Annotated in this window: 15 protein-coding genes, 1 tRNA gene and 1 pseudogene; 9 read left to right on the top strand and 8 right to left on the bottom strand. The window is 74.2% G+C overall.

Translation table 11 applies throughout. The annotated features are described in order from the left end of the window. Positions 1-3: 3 nt before the first annotated feature. The gene (gene upp / locus FIV44_RS11910) at positions 4-648 is read right to left on the bottom strand and encodes a uracil phosphoribosyltransferase (RefSeq protein WP_141004624.1); all 645 of its coding nucleotides are present in this window, start codon (positions 646-648) and stop codon (positions 4-6) included. A gap of 129 nt (positions 649-777) precedes the next feature. Here upp and FIV44_RS33160 point away from each other — a divergent pair, with 129 nt between their 5' ends. The 6 genes from FIV44_RS33160 (at position 778) to FIV44_RS11880 (ending at position 5,569) form a co-directional block, all read left to right on the top strand. Then, positions 778-2,553: a DUF7507 domain-containing protein gene (locus FIV44_RS33160; RefSeq protein WP_141004623.1), complete on the top strand. Its 1,776-nt coding sequence runs from the start codon at positions 778-780 to the stop codon at positions 2,551-2,553. A 21-nt stretch (positions 2,554-2,574) separates the two neighbouring features. Continuing rightward, positions 2,575-3,273: a response regulator gene (locus FIV44_RS11900; RefSeq protein WP_141004622.1), complete on the top strand. Its 699-nt coding sequence runs from the start codon at positions 2,575-2,577 to the stop codon at positions 3,271-3,273. 13 nt (positions 3,274-3,286) lie between these two features. Further along, positions 3,287-3,907 (top strand): class F sortase, encoded by a 621-nt coding sequence (locus tag FIV44_RS11895; protein WP_181411124.1) that lies wholly within the window; start codon positions 3,287-3,289, stop codon positions 3,905-3,907. A gap of 101 nt (positions 3,908-4,008) precedes the next feature. Then, positions 4,009-4,503, top strand: coding sequence for a tRNA adenosine deaminase-associated protein (locus FIV44_RS11890; RefSeq protein ID WP_141004620.1), 495 nt, complete (start codon positions 4,009-4,011; stop codon positions 4,501-4,503). Positions 4,504-4,532: 29 nt separating this feature from the next. After that, positions 4,533-4,964, top strand: coding sequence for a nucleoside deaminase (locus tag FIV44_RS11885; protein ID WP_141007844.1), 432 nt, complete (start codon positions 4,533-4,535; stop codon positions 4,962-4,964). Between the two features lie 29 nt (positions 4,965-4,993). Continuing rightward, positions 4,994-5,569, top strand: a complete 576-nt coding sequence (locus tag FIV44_RS11880) for a TIGR03086 family metal-binding protein (RefSeq protein WP_141004619.1) — start codon at positions 4,994-4,996, stop codon at positions 5,567-5,569. 8 nt (positions 5,570-5,577) lie between these two features. On the opposite strand, the pseudogene eda reads toward FIV44_RS11880, so the two are convergent. The 3 genes and pseudogenes from eda to zwf form a co-directional block, all read right to left on the bottom strand. Beyond that, positions 5,578-6,182 (bottom strand): annotated as a pseudogene (eda, locus tag FIV44_RS34025) (bifunctional 4-hydroxy-2-oxoglutarate aldolase/2-dehydro-3-deoxy-phosphogluconate aldolase). A gap of 4 nt (positions 6,183-6,186) precedes the next feature. Further along, a complete protein-coding gene (gene edd, locus FIV44_RS11870; RefSeq protein ID WP_141004618.1) occupies positions 6,187-8,049 on the bottom strand; it encodes a phosphogluconate dehydratase in 1,863 nt (620 codons plus the stop codon). After that, the gene (zwf, locus tag FIV44_RS11865) at positions 8,042-9,544 is read right to left on the bottom strand and encodes a glucose-6-phosphate dehydrogenase (protein WP_246086926.1); all 1,503 of its coding nucleotides are present in this window, start codon (positions 9,542-9,544) and stop codon (positions 8,042-8,044) included. The genes edd and zwf overlap by 8 nt, the downstream gene beginning before the upstream one ends. Before the next feature lie 89 nt (positions 9,545-9,633). Here zwf and FIV44_RS11860 point away from each other — a divergent pair, with 89 nt between their 5' ends. Next, positions 9,634-10,845: an ROK family transcriptional regulator gene (locus FIV44_RS11860; RefSeq protein ID WP_141004616.1), complete on the top strand. Its 1,212-nt coding sequence runs from the start codon at positions 9,634-9,636 to the stop codon at positions 10,843-10,845. A gap of 51 nt (positions 10,846-10,896) precedes the next feature. Here the strand turns inward: FIV44_RS11860 and FIV44_RS11855 are convergent, their stop codons facing one another. The 3 genes from FIV44_RS11855 to FIV44_RS11845 all read right to left on the bottom strand — a co-directional run bounded on the left by FIV44_RS11855 (position 10,897) and on the right by FIV44_RS11845 (position 14,123). Continuing rightward, complete coding sequence (locus FIV44_RS11855; protein ID WP_141004615.1) at positions 10,897-11,286, bottom strand: DUF779 domain-containing protein; 390 nt, start codon at positions 11,284-11,286, stop codon at positions 10,897-10,899. Continuing rightward, on the bottom strand, positions 11,286-12,809 hold the full coding sequence (gene exaC / locus FIV44_RS11850) for an acetaldehyde dehydrogenase ExaC (protein ID WP_141004614.1): 1,524 nt from the start codon (positions 12,807-12,809) through the stop codon (positions 11,286-11,288). The genes FIV44_RS11855 and exaC overlap by 1 nt, the downstream gene beginning before the upstream one ends. A 111-nt stretch (positions 12,810-12,920) precedes the next feature. Then, positions 12,921-14,123: a GAF domain-containing protein gene (locus FIV44_RS11845; protein WP_141004613.1), complete on the bottom strand. Its 1,203-nt coding sequence runs from the start codon at positions 14,121-14,123 to the stop codon at positions 12,921-12,923. A gap of 137 nt (positions 14,124-14,260) precedes the next feature. On the opposite strand from FIV44_RS11845, the gene FIV44_RS11840 reads away from it, so the two are divergent. Together FIV44_RS11840 and FIV44_RS11835 are read left to right on the top strand one after the other, a co-directional pair. Beyond that, positions 14,261-14,350 (top strand) — tRNA-Ser (locus FIV44_RS11840). 137 nt (positions 14,351-14,487) lie between these two features. Next, positions 14,488-15,348: a class I SAM-dependent methyltransferase gene (locus FIV44_RS11835; RefSeq protein ID WP_141004612.1), complete on the top strand. Its 861-nt coding sequence runs from the start codon at positions 14,488-14,490 to the stop codon at positions 15,346-15,348. A gap of 28 nt (positions 15,349-15,376) precedes the next feature. Here FIV44_RS11835 and FIV44_RS11830 read toward each other — a convergent pair whose 3' ends face one another. Next, the gene (locus FIV44_RS11830; RefSeq protein ID WP_141004611.1) at positions 15,377-17,695 is read right to left on the bottom strand and encodes a sensor histidine kinase; all 2,319 of its coding nucleotides are present in this window, start codon (positions 17,693-17,695) and stop codon (positions 15,377-15,379) included. Between the last annotated feature and the right edge of the window lie 41 nt (positions 17,696-17,736).

Raw genomic sequence — 17,736 nt, 5'->3', positions numbered from 1 at the left:
GGGTCAGGCGCCCGCGATGCCGTACATCCGGTCGCCCGCGTCGCCGAGGCCGGGGACGATATAGCCCTTCTCGTTGAGCCGCTCGTCCATCGCGGCGGTGACGACCGTCACCGGGATCTCGAGGTCGCCCAGCTCCTCCTCGAGCCGCGCGCAGCCCTCGGGCGCGGCCAGCAGGCAGACCGCGGTGATGTGGTCCGCGCCGCGGTCGACGAGGAAGCGGATCGCCGCCGCGAGCGTGCCGCCGGTCGCGAGCATCGGGTCGACGACATAGCACTGGCGGCCCGACAGGTCGTCGGGCAGCCGCTCGGCGTACGTCGTCGCCTCGAGCGTCTCCTCGTTGCGCACCATCCCGAGGAAGCCCACCTCCGCGGTCGGCAGCAGCCGCACCATGCCGTCGAGCATGCCGAGCCCCGCCCGCAGGATGGGTACGACGAGCGGCCGCGGCGCCGCGAGCCGGGTCCCCGTCGTCGGCGCGACCGGCGTCTCGATCGCGGCCGGCTCCACCCGCACGTCGCGGGTGGCCTCGTAGGCGAGCAGCGTCACCAACTCGTCGGCGAGGGCCCGGAAGGTGGGGGAGTCGGTGTCCTTGTCGCGGAGCACGGTCAACTTGTGGGCGACGAGGGGGTGGTCCACGACGAGGGTGCGCATGGGCACAGCATGCCCTACCCGCGCCGGCGGGTCCCGACGACGGCGGCTGCCCCCCGTTCGGGGGTCATTTCGCCCGTTGCGTCCAGATTTCACGGCAACCGGCCCGCCGTCGTCCCTACCGTCCCGCCCATGTTGACCACCTTTGGAACCTCCCCGGGCCTCATGCGCCGCGGCGTCGGCGTCGCTGCGGTGACGGCCATGCTCACCTGCGCCGGCCTCGTCTCGACCCCGACCGCCCTCGCCGACCCGGCACCTGCCCCCTCCGACTCGGAGCGGACCACGGCAGGGGCCTTCTCCTTCGCCACGCCCGACGGCGTCTGCGCGGTCGACGTGACGATCGCCGGTGCCGCCGGCGGCGTGTCGATCGTGCCCAACGCCGGCGAGACGATTCCGGCCGATGCGGCCGGCGCCGGCGCGGTCATCCGGTTCTCGGTGCCGGCGACGCCCGGCCAGGTCTTCGAGGGCACGGTCGGCGGAGCCGGTGGCGCCGGCGGCGGTGGCAGCAACGGCGGCGGCGACGCCGGCGCCGGCACCCACAGCGGCGGAGGGGGCGGCGGCTACACCGACGTCTCGTCCGGCGGCACCCTCCTCGCCCTCGCGGGTGGCGGCGGCGGCACGGGCGGTGGTCACGTCGTCGACTGGGGCCACGGCGGCAGCGCGGGCGTGCCCACCGGGACCGGCGTCTTCGCCGGCGGCGACGGCATGGTCGGCCAGGACGACGACACGACCGACCCCGGCGACCCGAGCGCGATCCGCCCCGGCGGCGGTCAGGGCGGCCAGACGGCCGCACCCGGCGACGGCGGCGTCCACGCCACGATCCCGACCCAGAGCGGCGAGGCCGGCACCGGCCGCGACGGCGGGGCGGGTGCTGCCGACCCCGGCGCCGACACCGGCGGCGGTGGTGGCGGCGGCTACTTCGGCGGTGGCGGTGGCGCCAGCACCAAGGGCGACGGTGCGCCCAACCACGGGGGCGGCGGCGGAGGCGGCGGCGCCAGCTTCGTCGACGGCTCGGTCCTCTTCGACTCCGCGACCCTCGGCAGCCACGACGACGGCACCAGCGGCATGATCTCGCTGACCTGGCAGCTGTGCGAGTACGACCTCGCCGTCACCAAGACCTCGAACGCCCAGGTCTTCGAGCCCGGCGTCCCGGTCCAGTACGTCGTCAAGGTCACCAACCTCGGCCCCGAGCCGATGGTCGCCGGCGACACCGTCACCATCACCGACGCGATCGCCGTCGGCGGCACCCTGACCGGCGTGCAGAGCAGCGGCGGCGGTGCCGCGTTCACGTGCACCCCGGCCGTCGGCTCCCCGATCACCCAGGACGAGATCGACTGCTCACGGCCCGACGCCGCGGGTGACCGCGGCCTCGACGTCGGGGAGACGCTGACCCTGACGTACAGCAAGGCCCTGAACGGCGGGGACGCCGTCACCAACACGGTCAGCGTGACGGACCGCGGCAACCCGGCCAACAACACCGCGGCGGCGACGCTCGCCCCGGCAGCGCCCGGCCTGGCGCTGGTCAAGAAGGCCAAGCCCAAGAAGATCACCAAGGCCGGCCAGAAGGTGACGTTCACCTATCGGGTGACGAACACCGGCAACATCGCGCTGAACCCGGTCACCGTCGCGGAGACCCGGTTCACCGGCACCGGCAAGACGCCGAAGGTCAAGTGCCCCGCGCTGCCCACGGGTCTCCAGCCCGGTGCCCAGGTGGTCTGCACCGCGAAGTACACCGTCACGAAGAAGGACGCCGCGCGCGGCAAGATCGTCAACGTGGCCGTGGCCAACGGCGCCACGCCCGGCGGCTCGCAGGTCGGCTCCGCGCCGTCCAAGGCGGTCGTCAAGGGCAAGAAGAAGCACAAGCTGCCGTCGCCGCCGGCCACGGGCGCGCGGGCGTCGGTGAGCTAGCAGCCTCTGCCGGAGCATTCGGTGTCCGGGGGCCGGGCGGGCTCGGAGAGCGAGAACCGCCGGCGGCTGGCGGTCGTCGAGGATCATCGGCTGCAGCGGATGCGGACCGTGGAGATCCTCTCCGCGCAGCCGGGGCTGCGGGTGGTCCACGCCTGCGAGACCCTGGACCAGCTCGTCGCGTGGATGGGGGCGGTCGCCGACGCCGGCCGCCCCCATCTGCTGGTCCTCGACCTGTTGGTCGACCGGGGGCCGGAGGCCGATCCCGCCGTCGTCACCCGCCTGGTCGAGGAGGGCGTGCGGGTCCTGGTGCTCTCCGCGATGGGCTCGGTCCCCCTGGTCCGGGCGATGCTCCGCGCCGGAGTGACCGGTGTCGTCGGGAAGCGCGACAGCGAGGAGGACATCGTCGCGGCCGTCCGGGCCGGCCTGGAGGGGAGGGAGTGGATCACTCCCGAGCTGGCCGGCGTGATGGCGGGCGACGCCCGGCGCCCGCGGCTGAGCGACCAGGAGGAGCGGGCGCTCGTCCTCTACGCATCGGGCCTGACGCTCGACGCCGTCGCGCTCGACCTCGGGGTGAAGCGCGACACCGCCAAGAAGTACCTCGACCGCGTCAAGGCGAAGTACGCCGGGGCGGGGCGCCCGGTGCACACCAAGATCGATCTCAACCGCGAGGCGATCCGAGACGGCCTGATGGCCCCGAGGGTGCCGCCGACGGCACCCTGATCCCGAAGGATGGATGATGCACGACCTTCGCGCGGCCGTTCGGCGGCCCCGGCTCCTGGTCCCGGCGATCCTGCTGGCGGTCGCCCTCGCCGGGACCGTCGCGCCCGAACCGGCAGGCGCGGCAGAGCGCCGGGTGCGCGCCGGCGTGACCTGTACGGCGCCGTCGCGCCCGTTCACCCCGACGACGGCGACGATCCCCGCGATCGACCGGAGCACGACCGTGGTGCGGGTGCGGCGTACGGCGAAGGGCGCGGTCGGCGCCCCACCGGTCTCGAAGCGCGGCAAGTGGCTCCTGGGCCGGGATCCGCAGGCGCGCCCCGGCGAGGGGGAGGGCACCGTGATCATGACCGCCCACACCTGGCCCGACGGCACCGCGCTCGGCAACGCACTGCTGCGCTCGCTGCGGAAGGGCGGCCGGGTCGTGCTCGGCAACAAGGCGGGGACCGAGGCCGCCTGCTACCAGGTCACCCGGCGCAAGAGGTACGCCGCCGCGCGCGTTCCCCGGAAGAAGGCCTTCCGGTGGTGGGGGCCCGAGCAGCTCGTGATCGTCGTCTGCTCCGGCAAGCGGCTCGGCCCGGGGCACTGGAGCCACCGCACCGTCTGGTACGCCGTACCGGTGCCCGTCGCGTCCTGAGCCTCGATCCGTGGACGGCCACCTACCACGCGACACCACAGCGGCGCGGGTCGAGCCGAAATCCTCTGGTCCTGCGCCGGTTCCCGTGTCACCCTGATGCCATGACCGCTAGCGGGACGGCCATCGATTCGGTCGACTTCGCCCTTGCCGCCTACCGCGAGGAGGGCGTGTGGCAGGTCGCCGAGCTCACGCCCGACCACGCCACCGACATCGAGACCCTGGCCGGGGCGCTGCGCCGGTTCCCGGGCGACGGCGGTGCCGTCGGGCTGGTGGCCGTCGAGGAGGACTTCTTCGTCGTGGTCAGGGTCGCCGGCCCGCGCACCCGCGTGATGCTGTCCGACGTGACGGCGGCGACCGAGTGGGAGCTGGCGGCCGTCGTCGTCGAGCACCTCGGCCTGCCGCCGGTCGAGGACGAGGACGACCCCGAGCCCGCCGGCGACCTCGAGCTGCTCAGCGACCTCGGCGTCGACGCGATGGACCTCGCCGCCATCCTCGACGACGACGAGCTGTACCCCGACGAGATGCTCTCCGAGATCGCCCGCGGCCTCGGCTTCGGCGACCTCTTCGACGACGCCGTCGGCCTCACCTCCGCGTGACCGCACCGCTCACCCGCTGGGAGGAGCCGATGCGGGCCGCCCTCGCGGAGGCCTCCGCCGCGCTGGCCACGGGCGACGTGCCGATCGGCGCCGTCGTCGTCGACGCCGCCGGGCTGGTCGTCGGTGCCGGTCGCAACGTCCGCGAGCGCGACGCCGACCCCACCGGCCACGCCGAGGTGGTCGCGCTGCGCGCCGCCGCGGCCGCCCGCGGCGAGTGGCGGCTGGACGGCTGCACCCTCGTCGTCACCCTCGAGCCCTGCACGATGTGCGCCGGCGCCGCCGTCCTCGCCCGGGTCGACCGCGTCGTGTTCGGTGCGTACGACGACAAGGCCGGCGCCGTCGGCTCCCTGTGGGACGTCGTCCGCGACCGCCGGCTCAACCACCGGCCCGAGGTGATCGCCGGCGTGCTCGCGGAGGAGTCCGCCGTCCTGCTGGAGGGCTTCTTCGCCGCCCAGCGATGAGTTCGCCGGCGGCTCCCGGTCCCCACCGCATGGATCCTCTCGACCTCGGACCCGCCACGACCACCCTCCGCGCGCTCGTCGCCTCCGTCCCCGACGACCGGCTGACCGCGTCGACCCCGTGCACGGAGTACTCCGTCGGCGACCTCGTCGACCACATCGGCGGGCTGGCTGTCGCGTTCACCGGTGCCGCCCGCAAGGAACAGGTGCCGGGCTCCGAGCAGGGCGGCACCGGCGACGCGTCGCGGCTCGAGCCGGGATGGCGGGACCGGATCGACCGCAGCCTGGTGGAGCTCGCCGAGGCCTGGCGCGACCCGGCGGCGTACGAGGGCGAGACGGTCGCCGGCCCGGTCGAGATGTCCGGCGCCGAGGCGGCGGCGGTCGCGCTCAACGAGGTCGTGGTGCACGGCTGGGACCTGGCCACCGCGCTCGAGCGGCCCTACGCCGCTCGCGACGAGGACGTCGCCGCGTGCCTCGCCTTCGCCGAGCCGTTCTCCACGCCGGAGGCCGCGGAGTTCCGGGGCGACGCCTTCGGCACGGTCCTCCCCGTCGCGGCCGACGCACAGCCGCTGGTCCGGCTGCTCGCGCTCCTCGGCCGCCGGGCCTGAGGCGAGGCTCAGCCCAGCGCCGCGGCCTCGGCGGCGAGCTTGCCGATCCGCTCCCAGTCCCCGGCGGCGACGGCGTCGGCGGGGGTGATCCAGGTGCCGCCGACGCAGCCGACATTGGGCAGCGCGAGGTACGCCGGCGCCGAGGCGACCCTGATCCCCCGGTCGGGCAGAAGCGGGCCTGGGGGAGCGGGTCGGCGACCGACCTCAGGTACGGCGCCCCGCCGGACGCCTCCGCGGGGAAGAACTTCATCGAGGTCACGCCCGCCTCCAGCACGGTCATCACCTCCGAGACGGTGGAGGTGCCGGGCAGGAAGGGCACGCCGGTCGCCTGCAGCGCCGCCAGCAGCCCGGGAGTGCAGCCCGGCGAGACCAGGAACGCCGCCCCGGCCTCCACCGCCGCGGCCGCCTGCGCCGCGGACGTCACGGTCCCGGCGCCGAGCGCGATCTCCGGAACCTCGGCGGCGATCGCCCGGATCGCGTCGAGCGCGGCGGGGGTGCGCAGGGTCAGCTCGATGGCGGGCAGGCCGCCGGCGACGAGCGCCCGGGCCAGCGGGACCGCGGTGGCGACGTCCTCCACCACCACGACCGGCAGCACCGGCACGAGGTCCAACACGGACTCAGGAGCGGACAAGGGGCACCTCCGGGGCAGCGGCAGCGGGGACGGGGAAGATCGAGGCGCCCTCGTCGGCGGGTCCGACGGTGGCGCGGAAGGCGGCGAACAGCTCGCGGCCGGTCCCGGCCCACGCGGAGCCTGAGGAAGCCGACCCGAGAGGCGTACGGTGCGCCAGGTCCGCGGCCACCGTCAACAGTCCCGCGTCGGCGTCCAGCGTGACGAGGTCGCCGTCGCGCACCCGCGACAACGGCCCGCCCAGCGCGGCCTCCGGGGTGACGTGGATGGCGGCGGGGACCTTGCCGGACGCGCCGGACATCCGGCCGTCGGTGACGATCGCGACCTGCTGCCCCCGGTCCTGGAGTACGCCGAGCGCCGGGGTGAGCTTGTGCAGCTCCGGCATCCCGTTGGCGGCCGGCCCCTGGTACCGGATCACCGCCACCAGGTCGATCCCGTCCAGCTCGCCGGCCGAGAACGCCGCCAGGAAGTCGTGCTGGTCGTCGAAGACCCGCGCCGGCGCGGACACGAAACGATGCTCCGCAGCCACCGCCGACGTCTTCACGACCCCGGTCCCCAGCGGCCCGCGCACCACCTTCAGCCCGCCGTCTGTCGAGAACGGTGCGGATGCCGGCCGCAGCACATCCTCGTCCAGGCTCGACGAGGGCCCCGGCCGCCACGACAGCTCACCGTCGGCCAGGAAGGGCTCGGAGGTGTAGCGCCGCAGCCCCCGCCCCACGATCGTCTCGACGTCCTCGTGCAGCAGCCCCGCGTCGAGCAGGGTCCGCACCAGGAAGCCGATCCCGCCGGCCGCGTGGAAGTGGTTCACGTCGGCGGCGCCGTTGGGGTACACCCGCGCCAGCAGCGGTACGACGGCCGACAGCTCGGCCAGGTCGTCCCAGCTGAGCAGGATGCCGGCGGCGCGGGCGATCGCGACCAGGTGCAGGGTGTGGTTGGTCGAGCCGCCGCTGGCCAGCAGCGCGACGCAGGCGTTGAGCACGACCTTCTCGTCGACCATCTCCCCCAGAGGAGGAGCCGCGTCGTACTGCCTGGTCCGACGCACCGCCACCGCCGCGGCCTCCCGGGTGAGGGCGTCGCGCAGCGGCGTGCCGGGATTGACGAAGGACGAGCCCGGCAGGTGCAGGCCCATCACCTCCATCAGCAGCTGGTTGGAGTTGGCGGTGCCGTAGAAGGTGCACGTCCCCTTCGAGTGGTACGACGCCGCCTCGGCCTCGAGCAGCTCCTCCCGCCCTGCCTTCCCCTCGGCGAAGAGCTGTCGCACCCGGGCCTTCTCCTTGTTCGGCAGCCCGGAGGTCATCGGCCCGGCGGGCACCCACACGGCCGGCAGGTGGCCGAAGGACAGCGCGCCGATCAGCAGGCCGGGCACGATCTTGTCGCAGACCCCCAGCAGCAGCGTCCCGTCGAACATGTCGTGCGAGAGCGCGATCGCGGTCGACATGGCGATCACGTCGCGGCTGTAGAGCGAGAGCTGCATGCCGTCGCGGCCCTGGGTCACGCCGTCGCACATCGCGGGCACGCCGCCCGCGACCTGGGCGAGACCGCCCGCGCGGATCACCGCGTCCTTGAGCACGGGCGGGTAGTCGACGTACGGCTGGTGCGCCGACAGCATGTCGTTGTAGCTCGTCACGATCGCCAGGTTCGGCTTCTGCCCGCGCGCGAGCTCGGCCTTCTCCGGCGGATCGGAGGCGGCGAAGCCGTGCGCGAGGTTCGCGCAGGCCAGCCGCCCGCGCGCCGGACCGCGCACCGCAGCGGCCCGCACTCGCTCGAGGTACGCCGACCGGCCGGCCGCGCTGCGCTCGGTGAGCCGCCGGGTGACGTCGGCGAGGACGGGGTGGAGGAGGATCTCAGGCATCGGCGTTCTCCTGCCAGAAGCGGCGGTCCCGTGCCAGCAGTCTCGCCGCGGCGGCGGGACCGTGGGTGCCGGGGTGGTAACGGACGGGTTCCAGCGCGGTGTCCTGCCACTGGGCGAGGATCGGCTCGACCCAGCCCCAGGCGGCCTCGACCTCGTCGCGGCGCATGAACAGCGTCGGGATGCCGCGCATGACATCCATGAGCAGTCGCTCGTACGGCTCGGGGCTGCGCTCCTCGAAGGCGTCCTCGTAGGTGAGGTCGAGGGACGCGGGGTGCAGCCGGATCCCGCCGGGACCGGGGTGCTTGGCGGTGAGGTGCAGCTGCATGCCCTCGTCGGGCTGCATCCGGATCGTCAGCCGGTTCGGGGTCGTCACACCGTCGCTGTGCGGGAACATCGCGTGCGGCGGCTCCTTGAAGACCACCTCGATCGTGGACTCCTGCCGCGCCATCCGCTTGCCGGTGCGCAGGTAGAACGGCACACCCGCCCAGCGCCAGTTCTGCACCTCCGCCCGCAGCGCCACGAACGTCTCGGTCGTGCTCGGGTGGCCGAGCTCCGCGCCGTACGACGTGTACTGGCCGCGCACCGTGTTGCGGTCGACCTCGCGGCCGGTGAGCGGCGCGAGGGCACGCAGCACCTTGAGCTTCTCGTCGCGGACGGCGTCCTCGGACGCCTCGGCCGCGCCGCCGACGTGGGTGGGCGGCTCCATCGCGACCAGGCAGAGCAGCTGGAGCAGGTGGTTCTGCACCATGTCGCGCAGCGCGCCGGCGCGGTCGTAGTAGTCGCCGCGGTCGCCGACGCCGAGCGTCTCGGCCACCGTGATCTGCACGTGGTCGACCCAGCGGGAGTTCCAGATCGGCTCGAGGAAGACGTTGGCGAAGCGCGTGACGAGCAGGTTCTGCACGCTCTCCTTGCCGAGGTAGTGGTCGATCCGGAAGATCTGGCGCTCCTCGAAGACCCGGCCCACCGCGTCGTTGACCCGGCGTGACGAGGTCAGGTCGCTGCCGATCGGCTTCTCCAGCACGACCCGGCACTGCGGGGTCACCAGGCCGAGGTCGTCGAGCCGGTCGCAGATCGGGCCGAACAGGTCGGAGGCCACCGCGAGGTAGAAGACCCGGTTGCGGTCGTCCGGGGCCGGTGTGTCGGTACCGGTCGTGATGACGAGGTCGCTCTTCAAGATCCCGTGCAGCCGGTCCCAGTCCTCGGGGGAGTGGGCGTCGAGGGTGAGGTGGCGCAGCCGGGACGTCAGCCGGTGCAGAGCGCCGGCCTCGAGGTGGTCCTCGGCCACGTGGTCGAAGAGGGCCTGGGTGACGAGGTCGCGGTAGCCGGTGTCGTCGAGCTCGCTGCGGGAGACGCCGACGATCCGGGTGCCGGCGGGCAGCTGGCGCCGGCGCTCCTGCTCGTAGAGGCCGGGCAGCAGCTTGCGCAGCGCGAGGTCGCCGGTGCCGCCGAAGACGGTGAAGTCGCAAGGGGGGAGCACGAGGTCGGGTGCGGTCACGTGGATCAAGACTAGTGCGCAAGAGTGTCCCTTGAAAGACATTCTTATGTCTTTTTCCGGACAAAGTGGTGGAGGTTTAGAGTTCCGGCATGACGGAGGTACGGCAGCCGGTCGGCCGTGACACGGCGACGGCGGGCGACCTGCTCGCGCTGGTGCGCAGCGGCCGGGCCGCCACCCGGGCCGACCTGGGGCGGCTCACCGGCCTGTCCCGCACCGCCGTCGTCAGCCGGGTGGCCGCGCTCGGCGAGGCCGGGCTGCTGCGGCTCGGCGCCGAGCTCGCCTCCACCGGCGGCCGCCCGCCCGGCAGCCTCGAGCTCGCCACCGACGCCGGCACGGTCCTCGCCGTCGCGGTCGGGCGCTCCCGCTCCCAGGTCGCCGTCTTCGACCTCGGCGGCACCGAGCTGGCCGCCTCCGCCGTCGACCACGAGGTCGGCGCCGGGCCCGACGCCGTGATGTCCGTGGTGGCCGGCCAGCTGACCCGGCTGCTGGAGCCGGGCACGCCGCCGGTGCTCGGCATCGGCATGTCCCTGCCCGGCGCCGTCGACGCCGATCGCGGGGTCAGCGTCGACACGCCGGTGATGGCCGGCTGGGACGGCGTCCCGCTGGCGCCGTACCTCTCCTCGGTGGCGGACGCCCCGCTGTTCCTCGCCAACGACGCCGACATCCTCGCCCGCTCGGAGTACCTCGGCCACGCCACCGAGATCCGCGACCTGCTCGTGCTGAAGGCCTCGACCGGGCTCGGGCTCGGGGTGCTCGCCGACGGCCGGATCGTCAGCGGCTCCCGCGGCGGCGCCGGCGACCTCGGCCACACCAAGGTCCCCGAGGCCGCGGGCCGCCCGTGCCGTTGCGGCGACGTCGGCTGCCTGGAGACGATCGCCGCCGGCTGGGCGCTGGTCGCGCGGCTGCGCGCGGAGGGGCGCGACGTCGAGCACGTCCGCGACCTGGTCGCCCACGCCCTCGCCGGCGATCCCGAGGCCAAGCAGCTGCTGCGCGAGAGCGGCCGGATGGTCGGCGAGGTGCTTGCTGTCGCCATCAACCTGCTCAACCCGCGCGCCGTCGTCCTCGGCGGCGACATGGCCGCGGCCTACGACGTCTACGCCGCCGGCGTGCGCGAGGCCGTCTACGCCCGGTCCTCCGCGCTCGCCACGCGGGAGCTGCAGTTCCTCCCGGCGACGTACGGCGACCGGGCCGGTCTCGTCGGCTGCGCCGCCCTGGCGCTGGACGAGGTGCTCAGCCCGGCCGCGGTCGACCGGCGGCTCGCCCTCGCCCGTGATCCGTCGTACCGGACAGGACGGTCGTGAATCGCCCGATTCGCAGCAGTTCTGTCCGGTACGACGAGCGCTGGTGACCGGTCATCGCGCGAGCGCCGTCGCCTCCTCATCGGTCAGCAGCCGCGAGCGGATCAGGAAACGCACGCCGTACGGCGCCTCCAGGGAGAACCCGGCGCCGCGGCCCTTCACGACGTCGATCGTGAGGTGGGTGTGCGACCAGTACTCGAACTGGGCCTTCGACATCCACACCGGCACGGCGCGGTCCAGGCCGATGTCGAGGTCCCCGAGGTGGATGTCGGCGTCGCCGAGCAGGAAGTCGCCGTCGGGGTAGCACATCGGGGACGACCCGTCGCAGCAGCCGCCGGACTGGTGGAACATCACCGGGCCGTTCGCCTCGGTGAGGCTGCGGAGCAGCTCCGCAGCCTCACCGGTGACATCGACCCGCTGTGCCGTGCGAGCCGGGTCGTCCATCAGAAGAAGCCCAGCGCGTCCGGGCTGTAGGACACCAGCAGGTTCTTGGTCTGCTGGTAGTGGTCGAGCATCATCTTGTGGTTCTCGCGGCCGATGCCGGACTGCTTGTAGCCGCCGAACGCCGCGCCGGCGGGGTAGAGGTGGTAGCAGTTCGTCCAGACCCGGCCGGCCTTGATCTCGCGGCCCGCGCGGTAGGCCTGCGAGCCGTCGCGGGTCCAGACGCCGGCGCCGAGGCCGTAGAGGGTGTCGTTGGCCACCTTGAGGGCGTCCGCCTCGTCGTCGAAGCCGGTCAGCGAGACGACCGGGCCGAAGATCTCCTCCTGGAAGATCCGCATCGAGTTGTCGCCCTCGAACACGGTCGGCCTGACGTAGTAGCCCTCCGCCAGGTCGCCCTCGAGGATGTTCCGCTCGCCGCCGGTGAGGATCTTGGCGCCCTCCTCCTTGCCGATCTCCAGGTACGACAGGATCTTCTCGAGCTGGTCGTTGGAGGCCTGCGCGCCGATCATCGTGGTGTCGTCGAGCGGGTTGCCCTGCTTGACCTTCTCCACGCGGGCGATGGCGTCGTGCACGAAGTCGGAGTAGATGCTGCGCTGGACGAGCGCGCGCGACGGGCAGGTGCAGACCTCGCCCTGGTTGAGCGCGAACATCGTGAAGCCCTCGAGCGCCTTGTCGTAGAAGGCGTCCCGCTCGGCGGCGACCGAGTCGAAGAAGATGTTCGGGCTCTTGCCGCCCAGCTCCAGGGTGACCGGGATGATGTTCTGGCTGGCGTACTGCATGATCAGCCGGCCGGTCGTGGTCTCGCCGGTGAAGGCGACCTTCGCGACGCGCGACGACGACGCCAGCGGCTTGCCGGCCTCGACGCCGAAGCCGTTGACCACGTTGACCACGCCGGCCGGGAGCAGGTCGCCGACCAGCTCGATCAGCTTGAGGATCGACCACGGGGTCTGCTCGGCCGGCTTCAGTACGACGGCGTTGCCGGCCGCCAGCGCGGGCGCGAGCTTCCACACCGCCATCAGGATGGGGAAGTTCCACGGGATGATCTGGCCGACGACGCCGAGCGGCTCGTGGAAGTGGTAGGCCACCGTGGTCTCGTCGAGCTCGCCCGCCGAGCCCTCCTGGGCCCGCAGCACGCCGGCGAAGTAGCGGAAGTGGTCGACCGCGAGCGGGACGTCGGCGGCGAGGGTCTCGCGGACCGGCTTGCCGTTCTCCCAGGTCTCCGCGACCGCGATCTCGGTCAGGTTCGCCTCCATGACGTCGGCGATCTTGTTGAGGAGGTTGGCCCGCTCCGTCGCGGAGGTCTTGCCCCACGACGGAGCGGCGGCGTGGGCGGCGTCGAGCGCGGCCTCGATGTCCTCCGCGGTGCCGCGCGCGATCTCGGTGAACGGCTTGCCGTTGACCGGTGAGATGTTCTCGAAGTAGTCGCCCTTCACCGGCGCCACCCACTGGCCGCCGATGTAGTGGTCGTAGCGGGGCTCGACCGAGACGAGCGAGTCGGGCTGTCCGGGGGCTGCGTAGACGGTCATGTCTGCTCCAGTGGTCGTGATCGGGATCGTCGGTGTGACGGTGATCACGACGCTAGGAGCCGCAACGTTGCAGGTCCGTTGCCTCGGCTCCCTGCGCTCGCGCCGTCTGGATCAGAGCAGCTCGCGGTCCAGCCGGGCGATCTGTCCGTCGACGAGCGCCCGCATCGGCGACGACGCCGGTACGACGGCCCGCTGGGCCAGCCACATGTCGTAGTCGTCGCGCCCCCACCCGGACCGGGTCCAGGCCGACATCAGCTCGGGCGTCCGGGAGCGGAGCAGCGCCTGGCGCAGGGACGCGGCCAGCGCCTCGCGCAGCCGGACGACGCCGGGCGCGGTGGACCGCGGGAGCACCGGGCCGCCGTACCCGCGCATGGCGCTGCGCAGGTCGCCGGCCGCGAGCTGGGCCTCGACGGCGAGCCAGTCACCGCTCACCGGCGCGGTGAGGCGGTACGGACGCGAGGCGAGCAGCTGGTCGCCGAGCAGGCCGCGCAGCCGGTTGAGCTCGGCGCGCAGGGTCGACGTACCGCCGTCCGCCTCGTAGAGCAGCACGCCCAGCTCGTCGCCGGTGAGGCCGGTGGGGGAGGCGGCGAGGAGCGCGACGATCTCGCTGTGGCGGCGCGAGAGCCGCAGCCGGCTGAGCCGGCCGCCGCCGTCGACGGTCACCAGCGCCTCGTCGTGGCCGAGCAGCTCGAGCACCAGCCGCAGCCCCGTCGGGCGCTCCGCGGGCGGCGGAGGCGGGGTCTGCCGCGCCAGCTCGGCCTCGGCCAGGCGTGCCGCGGCCCGCACCATCGCCATGGTCTGCGGTACGACGATCGCGTCGCCGCCGGTCACGTCGAGGACGCCCAGCAGCTGGCTGGTGCCCGGGTCGTGGATCGGCGTGGCGGCGCAGCTCCAGGAGCGCACCGACGAGCGGAAGTGCTCGTCGCGGGTGACCCGCGCGTCGCGTCCCGTCGCGAGTGCGAGCCCCGGCGCGTTGGTCCCGGCCAGTCGCTCGTCCCAGTTGCTGCCCTCCACGAACCCGATCCGCTCCGCCTCGCGCAGCCGCTCCGGCGTACCGCACACCCACAGCAGCGTGCCCTCGGCATCGGCCAGCGCCATCACCGCCCCGCAGTCGCGCACCTCACGGCCGAGCACGTCGTCGAGCAGCGGGAACACCCGCGCCAGCGGATGGGCCTCCCGTTGCCCGCGCAGGTCCGGGACGTCGAGCGCGATCGGCGCCGCCCGCTGGGTCACGTCCACGCCCGCCGCCGCCGAGCGCTCCCAGGACGCCGCGACCTCCGCGCGCATGCGGCGGGGTCCGGCGTCCGGTGTCATGAGTCCAGTAGACAAGGTGATCCCTCGTGTGACCAGCGTCTCTCGCCCTGACGATGCCCGGCAGACGTTGCAACCACGTTGCGACCCGGGCCCAGGGCGATTCGGCGGCGCGGCCGGGCTCCGGTAATCTCTCCCGCGGTGGCGTGTCCGAGCGGCCTAAGGAGAACGCCTCGAAAGCGTTTGTGGGTGCAAGCCCACCGAGGGTTCAAATCCCTCCGCCACCGCCAGCGAGACAGCCCCTGCACTGCGGAGACGCAGGTCGGGGGCTGTTGCTGTTTCTCCAGGAACAGGCTGACCCGCCTCCGGCGGACCGTCGTGGTCGACATCTAGTAAGGTATGCCTTACCTATTGACGAAGGTGAGACATGAGCGACGTACGGCAGACCTGGACCAAGGGAGCGGCGGGGTGGCTGGCCAACGAGCTGGTCTTCGACCGGCTCTTCGCGCCGGTGACCGCGGCGGTGCTCGACGCGGCCGCGCTGCACCCGGGCGACCGGGTGCTGGAGGTCGGGTGCGGGTCCGGGGCGCTGCTGGAGGCCGCCGTGCGGCAGGGGGCGCGGGCGGTCGGCGTCGACATCTCTCCGGGGATGATCGAGGCGGCCCGGGAGCGGGTGCCGGAGGCGACCGTGCTGCTGGGCGACGCGCAGGAGCTCGACCTGCGCGAGGCGCTCGGCGGCCAGCGCGGCCGCGGGTACGACGTGGTCGCGTCGCGCTTCGGCGTCATGTTCTTCGCCGACCCGGTCGCCGCCTTCGCCAACCTGCGCCGCGCGGCGGCGGACGGCAGGGGCCTGCTCGCCTTCGCGGCCTGGACGGCGCGCGAGGAGAATCCCATGTTCACGCTCGGCACCGAGGTGCTCACCCGGCGCCTGGCCGCGGAGGGCGCGGGCAACGGCTACGCCGCCGCGGGCCCCGGGCCGACCTCGCTGGCCGACCCCGGCGAGGTCGAGCGGATCCTCGCCGCCGCCGGCTGGTCGGCGGTGCACCTCGAGCGGGTCGAGTTCGTCTGCGACTACGGCCAGGACGGGTCGGACGGGGTCGAGGAGCGCCTCGCCACCATCCTCGGTACGACGACGGGCCGGCGCGCCGCCGACGTACTGCGCCCCCTGCTCGGCATGGCCGGGTGGGCGGGCCTGGTGGACGAGGTCCGCGCGGAGCTGCGGTCCGGGATGGTCGGCGGGGTCGTCCGGCACCCGGCCGCCACCTGGCTGGTCACCGCCACCGCCTGACCACCACCCCGACCGCCACCCGGCCCCGTCAGGCCCCGACGACGATCTCCGCGACGTCCTGGTCGGCCAACGACGTCACCCGGGTCGCCGCGGCGAGCGGACCGCGAGCCGCCCGGATGCCGTCCGCGAGGTGCGGGTGGGCGCCGACGAGGGTCATCCGCGCGCCGGCCGAGCTGGGGAACAGCGTGATGGTGAGGTCCTGACCGGTGGGCGTGCCCGCCACGGTCGTGAGCAGGAGGTCGCCGAGGTCGGCCGCGACCTGGGCGGGCAGGTCCTCGCCGCCGGCGCGGACGACGAGCCGGACGCCCTGGTCGTGGGCCTCGTTCAGCGCCCGGGCGAACCACTGGCCCATGTGCACCAGGTCCGGGTGGAGCAGGGTGAGCTGGCGCAGGTACGCCTCCTCCTCGGCGCATCGTGACCGCAGCGCCGGGTCGTCCGGGTCGGCGCCGTCGCGCGCGGCCTCCAGCAGCGAGAGCGAGCGGTTCAGCCCGGCCGCGCGCCATCGCCCCCGGGACCGGTCGGCGGCCTCGCGCTCGGCCAGCTGGGTGCGGGCGGCCCACGCGGCGCGCTCGTCGGCGGCGGCGCGGACGCCGATCGCACCGATGGTGCGCTGGAACCGCCGCCACGCGGCGACCAGCCCCAGGGCGGCGGCGCCGGCCATCAGCACGATCGTCGCGGCCGCCGGCGAGGACCGGCCGACGTCGGCGGCCACGACCAGCACCACGACGGCGTACCCGAGGCCGGCCCACACGACCGTGGCCGGCCGCGGACCCAGCTCGGCGAGGACGATGAGGATCCCGGTGGCGCCGATCGCCTGCCAGAGCACGGGGTCGTCGCGGCCGTAGTCGACGGCGGCGGCGGAGAGCACGAAGGCCGCGGGTGCGGCGGCGGCGAGCACCAGGGCCGCCCAGGCGGGCAGGGCGCGCCGGTTGCGGGTGCACCACCAGGCGAGGGCCGCGCCGAGCGCGGCGATGGTCGCCATGAGGTACTCCGGCGTCGGCTCGCCCGGGTGGTTGCCGACCGCCAGGACGAAGCCGACGGCGGAGACGCCGGCGCCGTACAGGAGACAGGCGCGGCGGCGCAGGACGCGGACGACGTCGGCGATGCCGCCGCGCCGCTCGCGCCGCCGCGGCCCGGCCCCCGAGGACCGGTGCACGGTGAGCGTCACCCGGGTCCCGGCGCCGGGAGCGGTGTCGAGGCCGACCTCGATCTCGGCCTCGCGGGCCCGGTCGAGCACGGACGTGGCCAGCCCGCCGGTGAACCCGGTCCGGCCGTCGAACCCGGCTCCGTCGTCCTCGACCGTCACCACGAGCTCGCCCGCGCGTTCCTCGGCACGGACCCTGACCTCGTCGACGCCGGCGTGCTTGGCGGCGTTCTGGACCAGCTCGGTCGTCGCGCGCCGCAGGGCCCGCAGCCGCGCGGGGTCGAGACGCGCCTCGGCCCCGGCCAGCCGCGCGTCGTCCAGCCCGAGGTGGCGCACCCGGACCCGGGAGTCGTACGACGCCGCGCGGAGCCCGGTGTCGTCGTCCGCCGGCGCGGTGCCGGCCTGCAGGGCCGCTACGGTCGCGATGTCGCGGGCACAGCGCTGGCGCACCGCCTCCGTGTCGCGGACCGCGCCGCCGCCGCTCGCGATGGCGGCGAGGGTGTTGATCACGGTGTCGTGCAGGACCCGGGCGTCCTCGGCCGCGGCCCGGCCCGCGGCCTCCTGGGCGGCGACGGCGGCCCGGTCACGGAGCGCCGCGGACGCCTCGGCGTCGGCCTCGGCGGCGAAGTCGAAGAGGTAGGTCAACCCGACCCGGGTCGCCAGCACGATCGACCACTGCGTGATGAAGACGGCGATCGGCAGCGTCGGCGGCAGATCCGGCCGCAGGAGCAGCATGGCCGCGGGGACCGTCACCGAGGCCAGCGCGGGGAGCACGAGGGCCGGCCGCCCGCGGAGCACGAAGGCCGGCGTGGCGCCGCCGAGGTTCATCATCCAGCAGGACGCGAACAGCAGCGGGTCGACCATCGAGTCCGCCGCTGACCAGCCGCCGACGAACAGCACGTAGACCGCGACGACCGGGACCCATGCGGGGAGGCGGCCCGCCCGGGCCGCGAGCATCGCCCCCAGTGTGGCGGCGTGGGCGAGGAGCAGCGGGACCAGGTCGCGCACCGGTCCCGGCGATGCCACCACGGCGGCCAGCATGACCAGCTGCCACGCGGCGGTGGCGAGTAGGAAGGCCCGCGCCATCGCGCCGGTCAGGGTCCGCGTCGCCCAGCCGTCGACCGCGGGCCGGACGGGGGCGGCGCGGCGGACCAGGTCGCGTGCCAGGTCCCCGAGGTGCCGGCGGGCTCGGACGATCTGCACCGGCCCAGCCTGCCGTACGACGGATCCGGGCGTGACCGGAG

Origin of the sequence: Nocardioides humi, assembly GCF_006494775.1 — a bacterium.
In the GTDB taxonomy this organism is placed as follows: Bacteria; Actinomycetota; Actinomycetes; order Propionibacteriales; family Nocardioidaceae; genus Nocardioides; species Nocardioides humi.
This window is presented reverse-complemented; position numbering and strand designations above follow the sequence as displayed.

What these genes read in the sequence shown, in the direction of transcription:
- upp (WP_141004624.1), bottom strand. Translation starts at nt 648, where the DNA reads ATGCGCACCCTCGTCGTGGACCACCCCCTCGTCGCCCACAAGTTGACC.
- FIV44_RS33160 (WP_141004623.1), top strand. Translation starts at nt 778, where the DNA reads ATGTTGACCACCTTTGGAACCTCCCCGGGCCTCATGCGCCGCGGCGTC.
- FIV44_RS11895 (WP_181411124.1), top strand. Translation starts at nt 3,287, where the DNA reads ATGATGCACGACCTTCGCGCGGCCGTTCGGCGGCCCCGGCTCCTGGTC.
- FIV44_RS11890 (WP_141004620.1), top strand. Translation starts at nt 4,009, where the DNA reads ATGACCGCTAGCGGGACGGCCATCGATTCGGTCGACTTCGCCCTTGCC.
- FIV44_RS11885 (WP_141007844.1), top strand. Translation starts at nt 4,533, where the DNA reads ATGCGGGCCGCCCTCGCGGAGGCCTCCGCCGCGCTGGCCACGGGCGAC.
- FIV44_RS11880 (WP_141004619.1), top strand. Translation starts at nt 4,994, where the DNA reads ATGGATCCTCTCGACCTCGGACCCGCCACGACCACCCTCCGCGCGCTC.
- edd (WP_141004618.1), bottom strand. Translation starts at nt 8,049, where the DNA reads ATGCCTGAGATCCTCCTCCACCCCGTCCTCGCCGACGTCACCCGGCGG.
- FIV44_RS11860 (WP_141004616.1), top strand. Translation starts at nt 9,634, where the DNA reads ATGACGGAGGTACGGCAGCCGGTCGGCCGTGACACGGCGACGGCGGGC.
- FIV44_RS11855 (WP_141004615.1), bottom strand. Translation starts at nt 11,286, where the DNA reads ATGGACGACCCGGCTCGCACGGCACAGCGGGTCGATGTCACCGGTGAG.
- exaC (WP_141004614.1), bottom strand. Translation starts at nt 12,809, where the DNA reads ATGACCGTCTACGCAGCCCCCGGACAGCCCGACTCGCTCGTCTCGGTC.
- FIV44_RS11845 (WP_141004613.1), bottom strand. Translation starts at nt 14,123, where the DNA reads ATGACACCGGACGCCGGACCCCGCCGCATGCGCGCGGAGGTCGCGGCG.
- FIV44_RS11835 (WP_141004612.1), top strand. Translation starts at nt 14,488, where the DNA reads ATGAGCGACGTACGGCAGACCTGGACCAAGGGAGCGGCGGGGTGGCTG.